This window comes from Ohtaekwangia sp., from assembly GCF_036568665.1.
Taxonomy (GTDB): domain Bacteria; phylum Bacteroidota; class Bacteroidia; order Cytophagales; family Cyclobacteriaceae; genus Ohtaekwangia.
The window spans coordinates 1-9366 of the sequence record NZ_DATCSD010000395.1 but is presented as its reverse complement, the minus strand read 5'-3'; the positions used below and the strand labels follow the sequence as shown (position 1 = coordinate 9366).

5 protein-coding genes are annotated in these 9366 nt (G+C 45.8%); 1 reads left to right on the top strand and 4 read right to left on the bottom strand.

Annotated elements, in window-relative coordinates; translation table 11 throughout:
* The 4 genes from VIN08_RS23295 to VIN08_RS23280 all read right to left on the bottom strand — a co-directional run.
* On the bottom strand, positions 1-884 hold an 884-nt coding region (locus VIN08_RS23295; RefSeq protein ID WP_331970541.1), incomplete at its 3' end, for an RraA family protein.
* 10 nt (positions 885-894) lie between these two features.
* Entirely contained in the window at positions 895-2022 is a 1128-nt protein-coding gene (locus VIN08_RS23290) for a bile acid:sodium symporter family protein (RefSeq protein ID WP_331970538.1), read from the bottom strand.
* A 264-nt stretch (positions 2023-2286) separates the two neighbouring features.
* Positions 2287-3834: a SusD/RagB family nutrient-binding outer membrane lipoprotein gene (locus tag VIN08_RS23285; protein ID WP_331970535.1), complete on the bottom strand. Its 1548-nt coding sequence runs from the start codon at positions 3832-3834 to the stop codon at positions 2287-2289.
* A gap of 4 nt (positions 3835-3838) precedes the next feature.
* Positions 3839-7093: a SusC/RagA family TonB-linked outer membrane protein gene (locus tag VIN08_RS23280; protein ID WP_331970532.1), complete on the bottom strand. Its 3255-nt coding sequence runs from the start codon at positions 7091-7093 to the stop codon at positions 3839-3841.
* 350 nt (positions 7094-7443) lie between these two features.
* Between VIN08_RS23280 and VIN08_RS23275 the strand changes: the two genes are divergently transcribed.
* Positions 7444-9366, top strand: a complete 1923-nt coding sequence (locus tag VIN08_RS23275; RefSeq protein ID WP_331970529.1) for an alpha/beta hydrolase-fold protein — start codon at positions 7444-7446, stop codon at positions 9364-9366.

Genomic DNA, 9366 nt, shown 5'->3' with positions numbered 1-9366 from the left:
GCGCGGAGCCACTGCGAAAAATCCTTTTCAATTTCATCCGACCAACGTGTATCGATTTGACCTGGCGTATACTTCTGCTCGCGAAGTCGCTGGTGTCCGAACATATCACGAAGACGAACGACTTCCGATGTCTTCACTACTTTCTCTGCGAGGTGAGCAGGAATGAAGATGACACCACCGTTACGTCCGAGCACAACATCGCCTGGCATAACGGTAGCTTTACCGATACGCGTGGGCGTATTGATGCCAACCAGGGTTGTGTTCAGTTGTCCCTTCGGATCATTCAGGTGATGAGATGGATGATAGCTGCGAAAGAAAGAGGTAAATGAACCGATCTCCTTTAAACCGTTGATGTCTCTCACCGCACCGTTATATACTATACCATTACCAGTCTTGGCGAAGATCGAGTTACCCAGGTTGTCTCCTATAGTGGGGCCATCTTCATAGGCACCAAACTGATCAACCACGTATACATCACGTTTTGTCAGCATATCTATAGGCCATGAGTTCTGCGATTTGATTCGTCCATCGCGCGCGTGTCCGCGGTCATCAATGGCCCGATGTATATCCGGTCGGCCAGGCATAAAAGTTGCCGTTACAGCTCGCCCTACTAACACACTATCGGGGTTGATCGTCATCCATTCACCTTCGAACTGATATTTATAGTTTTCGTTACGCAACACGGCCCACGCTTCTTCCAGCGTCACCAGTTTCATGCGATCCAGTATAGCATCCGGCACTTTCGGTCGGCCATCAGCGTAACGCTCACCTTTCCATTCGGGAGTCAGGAAAATGAGTTCATCTTTCGATATCTGTTGTGTATATCCGGGCAAAAGATGAGTAAGAATTAAAAAGGCAGCAAGTATATATTTTGTGTTCTTCATAGTTGTCTTATTACGTTTTGGCGTGTTGAATTTGATTGTCGTCTTCGGTCTCTTCAGCTTTATTCGTATCCGGCAGAGGTCGTCCGCGCCACCAGAGTGCCAGCGAAGATCCTGTGATGTTCATGATCGGAGCAAACACGGCAGGCGCTAGCCCTACCGTTGCGAGCTTACCCATGGCCAGGGCCAGGCTTGAACCAAGACCTGCATTCTGAAGACCAACTTCAATCGCGATCGTGCGACAATCCTTTTCCTCCATGCGCAGCATACGCGCAGACCAATAGCCGAAGAAGTATCCGCTCAGGTTATGAATCAATACAGCGAGTATCAGATAGCCACCAACCACCAGTAATGCATCGCGACCTGCTGCGGTAATCACAACAATGATCAACCCGATTCCGATCATGGAAATGATTGGCATGATATCATCCAATACCTTGAATCGTCCGTGCAGAAATTTATTGAAAGCAAGCCCGGCACATACCGGTATAATTACAATCTTGGTGATGTCCCATACCATCGCCCAGAAATCTATATGTATATATTGGCCTGCAAACACCTGCATGAACAGTGGCGTTACCAAAGGCGAGATAAAAGTAGATATAGCTGTAAGCGTCACGGATAAAGCAAGATTTGCCCGTGCCAGATAGGTCATTACATTCGATGCCAGTCCATTCGGACAACTGCCGATCAGAATTATACCCGCGGCCACCTCATCTTCAAATGCAAAAATCCGTGTAATGAGAAAAGCAACAAACGGCATGATGAGGTAGTGACATGACACGCCTGCGATGACACCCTTCGGCATTTTGATCACAGCAACAAAATCACGTACGCTTAAACCGGTGCCCATACCGAACATGATAATCTGCATGAGCGGAACAATAAGAATCGATAGTTTGACATTACCAACTGATACGAAGTACTGCGGGTAGTACATCGCTAAACTTACCGCAGCAAGAATCATTACGGTAAATGCGTAACCTTTTAAAAGTTCATAGCGCCTGAGTATAGCAGCAACTGAAACAAAAAATATCATCAGCAACCATCCCGCATAGGTATGTGCATCGATGAGCGTGACCACGATGAAACCCATGGCCAACACGATAGAAAACGACATCAATAAAAAATTCCTGGACATGCTATTCTTAAAGGTTAACGTCTGTGATTTGTATATGGAGTAAAGCAATAACGACTGAGAACGTAACGAATGCTTCTAATAAAAGTCAGCGGAGAATTTTATACAACGGGCTCCACAGGGTTGATTCGATCGCTCCGAATTTTTCAACGTCTTTTGAAGTGAAGAAAAGGCAACTGACATGCGTCAGTCGCCTTCAATCAAATCCAAATGAAAGAAACCTGTTTTATAGCTATATCTATACATGCTCAGGATATATATATATATCTATTGGATGTCCCAAAAGACGCGTGAGAGTAAATTGTCTCCACCAATGGCGGCCGCACCACCTGCGTAGCTTTCTGCATTGGCAGAGGCTTCACGATCGGGGAAAGACATTCTTCTGGCAAAGCCACCATTCAATTTGGCGTTAAAGAGATTCGGACTTAAAACCGGATAACCGCTTCTTCTGAAATTGGCATACGCTTCCGTTCCGTTTCTAAGATTAACCACCCAGTACTGTGTGTTGATGAGTTCAAGCGCGGTGGCTTCATCGTATGCTACTCCGGGTTCAGCCAGGTATATATCGATAGCCTCTTCGGTAATGGGTGTAGTTTGCGGATAGAGTGAATATGTACCTATATCCGCTTTTATAGCTTCTTCATAATACGTTTGTGCATCTCCGTCTACCCATCCTCTTACGGCTGCCTCTGCTAACAGCAAAGATGTTTGTGCGTAGGTTACATAGAACTCCGGTGCTGATGGTGACGCCACGATCCAGATGTTCATTTGAGAATAATTGAGTCCGGCACCTCTGACACCCCGATATGGTCCGTTAGGATCACCAAGCTCTATACTTGTTTTGCCAATGGGAACACCAAACTGGTTGGCAAGCTCCGTATCCGGATCTGTATCGTTTACTACTGCACCGGGATCCTGGAAAGTAGCGAGTATATATTGCGCGCGCGGGTCGTTGGTTGTTTTGAGTTGATCAACGAACGGTTCTGCTGCATAGTTGAACTGCGAAAAATTCCGAAGGTTATTATTATCAGCATGCACAGCTCCGTTTCCATATTTCACATAGGCGTTGTCTGCATTGGAAGTCATCACTCCGCCTGCAACAGCTTCCTTAACTATACTCTCTGCTTTGCCCGGATTTACTTTGGTATATCGCATTCCCAACCGGAGCAGCAATGAGTTGCCCAGCTTTTTCCATTTTGCTATTTGAGCAGGTGCATCAGCAGCAGGACTCAGACTGTTCTTGCCATAGAATAAATCTTCCGGAACATAATCGGCACTGGTATTAAATGCAGCCAATGCTTCTTTGATCTCTTTGTACAAGTCTTCATAGATCGCAGCATCGTCATCGTAAGTCGGAAAGTATTCTAACTGTACAGCTTTGCCTGCGTTAAAGTATGGTACATCGCCATATTCATCTACTACACCCATGAACGTTTGCGCCTTCCAGATGCGAATCATACTCATCAGGTTAGTACGCTCAGTGTTGTCTCCGAGAATGTTCATGGCCTGAACCAGGTTTCGGATCGTAGTCGGATAAGACTGATCCCACTTCGGATTACAAATGAGATCTATATCTTCATTAAAGTTGAAGCCAAGATTTGCCCCGGTGTTATAGGGACATACAAAATGTTGAACGATGGTATGTTCCGCGGCCCATGTACCCAGGTGAGTACGTTGTGCCCCTGCGAAGAGAAGTGCCGGATCTATTTCAGAGACAGCATACGGATTCGTGTTCACCTCGATGAAATCTTTGTCGCATCCTGTGGCAAACAAAAGTGCTGCGCTAAAAAGTATACAGTGCTTTATCGTTTTCATGGTATTAGAATCTGGCGTTTAAGGTAAGATTATAGTTACGCGTTGTTGGAAGTGCCGAGTTTTCGTAACCAGCCCGGAAGTCACCGGAAGACTGAACAGATTCCGGATCGAGTCCCGGCAGATCTTTATAGAGGATAGCGACATTCCGGCAACCTGCTGTGAGCGTAAGTCCTTTGATGAAATTCATGGCGGGAATTTTCCGCACCGCGTTCGTGAAGTTGTAAGACACGGATATATTCCGAAGCTTTATGAAATCAGATTTGAAAGTGAATGGATCGCCTATTTGCTTGTTTCTATAGTCTGCATAAAAGCCTTGAAGATCGGTAACCACCGATGTATTTGCTTCGCCTGAGTTTTCATATACCGCCGGATATACTATACCAGCCTCTCCTTCTCTCCTGCCTTCAAGCGATAACTTTGAATGTCCTTGTCTCAGCATATTCAAATGCGTTGCTGACAGTACGGTTCCTCCAAATTTGTAGTCGATATGAACGCCAAGTGTCAGGTTCTTATACCGGAATGTATTGTTCCAGCCACCGGTATATTTCGGAATAGAACTGCCTACGGGAAGAAAGCCGTTTGTTTTTTCTGCACCTGGTGTTGCACTGGTTGTCTCCAGCAGTCTTCCGTTATTATCAACAACAACTTGCCCGTTTGCATTTCTGCGATACGTTCGGGTATATAGTTGGTTCATGGCCATCCCTTCGGTATATCTTAACTCACCGAGGAACTCATTTCCGGTTCCATTAAAATATAACACCAACAATGTACCACTGTCGTTTCCAACATCGAGTACTTCAGTTTTCAGGTATGCATTGTTCCAGGAAGTTGTCCAACTGAAATTCTGTGTCTGAATAGGTGTTCCTTCGATCAACGTTTCGAGTCCACGATTTTGCAAAGACGCTTTATTCTGCTTCGTGTTGTTATAGCCCGATGCACTTGATATCGCCACTTCCAGTATCTGGTCCGTTGTAACTTTATCAAACGCTCCTATATCCAACAACAACCTGTTGTTAAACAGTCTCATCTCAACACCAATCTCTTTCTCTTCTACGGTGAAAGGTCTTAGTGCCGGATTCGGTGCCAGCGTACCGGATATACCCGCTGTAGTCTGTCCGTTGAAAGGCGGGGTGATAATATAGTTCAGTACACCATCATAAGGGTTTACGCCATTGGCACTTCCTACTTCTGCCCACGATGCGCGGAGCTTACCGTATGAGAGCCAGTTCTGATCACGTAACAATTCAGAGAAGATGAAACTTCCTGATACCGATGGATAAAACACACTGTTGTCATTCGGGTTCAGTACCGAGAACCAGTCTTGTCGGCCGGTAAAGTTGATGTATACTAATCCGTTATATCCGAATTCAGCCCAGCCATAGAGTGAATTGATACGCGACTTGCTAAAGTTATAGGGCGAGAAACCCTGCAGCAGTGGGTCCGGTTCATTAAGCCATGTAATCGTTCCATTCTTCAATGCATACAGATCGGGCACCGTAAAGCTTCGTGAGTACTGCGAATGTTGTTGGAATCGCGTTCTCCAGGTGTTACCACCAAAGCTCGCATCAACCGAGAATTTCCCAAATTCCTTATTGCCACCAATGAGAAAGTCTGCGTTGATATCCTGTGTTTCGTCTTGCTGAATATCATAGCGGCCTCTGTACTTGCCGAACTCATCAAAAGTTGATGTTGCACCTGAACCATTCAATTGATTCCACTCCATGAAGCTCGAGCCGCGATCATAGTTATACCTGCCCTGTATATATAGCCAGTCGGTGAGCTTGTAGCGCAGCGTTGCTGTTGCCAACAGACGATTTCTGTCGTCATTAAAGAACTGACGTTTTTTAATCTGGAAGTATGGATTGTTTATCGTTCCAAGAAATCCATTCGTACGATATTCAGCATTGGTAGCCGGGTTAATAGCACTCTCGTCAAAAGCACTGAGCGGTGTAGATATAGACATCCGCCCGAAGAAGTTAATGGCTCCGTCACCTTGCGTTCCGATCTGCGGAGGATTGATGTTCTCTTCGGAAGCATAATTTACATTCAGTTGTACACTCAGTTTACTCGAGAGATTGTGATTGATACCAACATTGAAAATTCTCTTTTTATACTCGTTGTTGGGCACTATACCTTTCGCATCTGTATTGGAGAAAGACATCCGGAAACTTCCGTTAGGTCCGCCACCTGAAATGCCCAATGTGTTTGTCCAATTCGATCCTGTACGAAGAAAATGAAACAGTCGGTCCTCGTATGCAGAATAAGGACGCATCACACCATCAAAATTTACAGTGGGCTTTCCATCCAGTCGCTCACCAAAACCAAATTGACCATTTGATTGTGCTTCACCTTGTGTCTGAGGTCTTACGCCACCTCTTCCCATACCATATTCGGTTTGCGTAATCTCACCCAGAAAATTAAGCGCATGCGAACTGGTATAGCTTGAAGTATAATCCACACCTATACCCTGGCCTTTGCTTCCTGATTTTGTTGTGATGATAATAGCACCATTCGCAGCGCGCGCACCATATATAGCAGCAGCAGTTGAACCTTTCAGCACCGTCATACTTTCAATGTCATCGGGGTTTATATTTTGCAGGTTGTCACCGCGATCGCGCTGGTTTACCGCTCCATTTCCATTGGCGCCTCGCGCGCCCTGATCGATCGGCAATCCGTTGATCACAATGAGTGGCGCATTGTTGGCACCGGCAAAAGCAGCTTGTCCGCGTAAGCGTATCTGCATACTCGAGCCTGCACCGGCAGCAGGAGGCGTAATGTTCAAGCCAGCAACTTTACCTTCGAGCGACTCCATTACATTGGTTGTTCTGTTGTTGAGAAGCTCATCTGTTTTTACCGATGTTACCGAATAACCCAGCTTCTTGGATTCCTTCTGAACACCCAGTGCTGTGATTACGATTTCATTCAGGGAAACAACATCAGCTTCAAGCGAGACACTGATAACCGTTTGCCCGTTAACATTTACCTCTTTTGATTTGTACCCGATGAACGAGAACACCAGGACATCATCGCTGCTTACGCTGGTCAAAGAAAAATTTCCGTCAGCATCCGTGACAGTGCCACCGGTTGAACCACGCACCAGCACATTTACTCCGGGCAGTGGCGTGCTGGTTTCATCCAGTACTTGCCCTTTGACAGCTTGTTGTTGAAGGTTCGTGAAATAAAGTCTACCACTCCGCGCCCACGCATCCGTACATGCCAGTGAAAGCATGCCTATTAACAGTGCATAAAGTTTTCTCATAGAGTTGTTAGTTTGGTGATGTTTGCTCAGATCGATCGTCAGTTATTAAGTGTCCAATCGACATTTAAGTGCCCGAAGTTGGAGAATCCTAAAAGCGGAAACTTCCAATTAAAGCCACCGATGAATTTTGCACACGTTTGCGAAAGCGGAATTTACCCGCTTATTAAAATAGGCTTCTTCCAACCGCTCACCACCGCTCTCAGGCAGTTCAGATAACTGGTCGTTGTTTAATTGTATTTACAACACTTTATTTTCAAATTCTTGACGCAACTGAAATCGGATTTGTGATGCGCACAACGATGAAGTCTGACCAGGAATAAACCTAATAAAACACCAACCCAAAAAATGTTATGAAAAAAGTCACGCTTTTGATTTTTCTGTTACCCATCATGTTCACACGAGTCACTGCACAGCAGCAGGCTTTGCGAGCACCCGATGGCTTTGATGTTCCGCAGCATCAAGCTGCGCATGGTAAAATTGATTCGATATCATATCCCTCAACAACCGTAGGCGTATCACGAAAAGCCCTGGTATATACACCACCCGGCTATAGCAAAAAGAAAAAGTACCCGGTGCTATATCTGTTACATGGTATAGGAGGCGATGAAAAAGAATGGCTGAAGGGCGGAGCACCACAAATCATTCTTGACAATCTATACGCCGCCAATAAACTAGCGCCCATGATCGTTGTGCTGCCCAACGGACGCGCCATGAAAGATGATCGTGCAGTCGGCAATGTTTTTGACAGCGCGAAAGTAAAAGCGTTTTCAACCTTTGAAAAAGACTTGCTGCATGACTTGATTCCATTCATTGAAAAGAAGTACCCCGTGCTGAAAGACCGCGAGCATCGTGCTATTGCCGGCCTCTCGATGGGCGGTGGACAATCGCTCAACTTTGGTTTAGGCAACCTCGACACGTTCGCGTGGGTGGGCGGTTTCTCTTCTGCACCCAATACCAAAGTCCCGGAAGCTCTCTTCCCTGCTCCTGATAAAGCGAAGACACAGTTAAAGCTCCTATGGATCTCCTGTGGCATTGATGATAACCTGATGCTCTTCAGCCAACGCACGCACGACTATGCAAAGGCTATAAATATACCGCACATCTTTTATGTTGAGCCCGGCGGACATGACTTCAAGGTTTGGAAAAACGATCTGTATATGTTTTCGCAATTGCTTTTCAAAGCAACGAATCCTCAGTTATTCGAAAAATATACCCTGCTAGGAACAGCAGCCTCTACCAATGTGCGATCTGCTAAATATCCGCGTATACTTCCGGGCAGTCGCGTGTTGTTTCGACTCAAGGCGCCAGACGCAAAGCAGGTACAGATCGATCTCGGTAAAAAGTATGATCTCGTAAAAGATGCTAATGATTTTTGGGAAGTTACAACCGACTCGGTCTCGGAAGGATTCCATTACTACTCGTTGTTGATTGATGGCGTTGCTGTGGCTGATCCTTCGAGTCAGACATTTTATGGAATGGGCCGGATGGCGAGCGGAATAGAAATACCGTTTCCCGGTGATGACTATTACGCTGTAAAAGATGTACCGCACGGTGATATCCATACCAGACGATATTACTCCACGGTAACCGGTTCGTGGCGCAGAATGTATATATATACTCCTCCCGGATACGACAACACCAGCGAAAAATACCCGGTGCTATATATACTTCATGGCGGTGGCGAAGACGAAACGGGTTGGGCAACACAAGGCAAGACCGATCTCATCCTGGATAACCTCATCGCTGAAAAGAAAGCAAAGCCCATGCTGGTTGTGATGATGGATGGAAATCTTGGCACCGGTGGTATCGCTAATTTCGGTGAGCAATCGCTGCGCATGTTCGAAGATGAATTAAAGCAGGTTGCTATTCCATTTGTGGAGAAAAATTATCGTGCAGATACAGATCAGAAAAAAAGAGCGCTCGCAGGTCTTTCCATGGGCGGACTCCAAACCTTGCATGCCGGTGTTCGAAACACAAACCTGTTCGCATACCTCGGTGTGTTCAGTTCAGGATGGTTTACCAATCAACCCAACTTATCTCAGCCACAATATGATTTTATGAAAGACAATGCTTCTTCCATCAACACCAATGTGAAAAGTTTTTGGATCGCGATGGGCGGTAAAGAAGACATTGCCTATAGCAACTGCAAAGCGATGTGCAGCAAGTTCGATGAGCTTGGCATTAAATATACCTATAGCGAATATCCGGGTGGCCATACATGGCCGGTATGGCGAAACAACCTGTATAACTTTTCGCAGCTGTTGTTCCGGTAA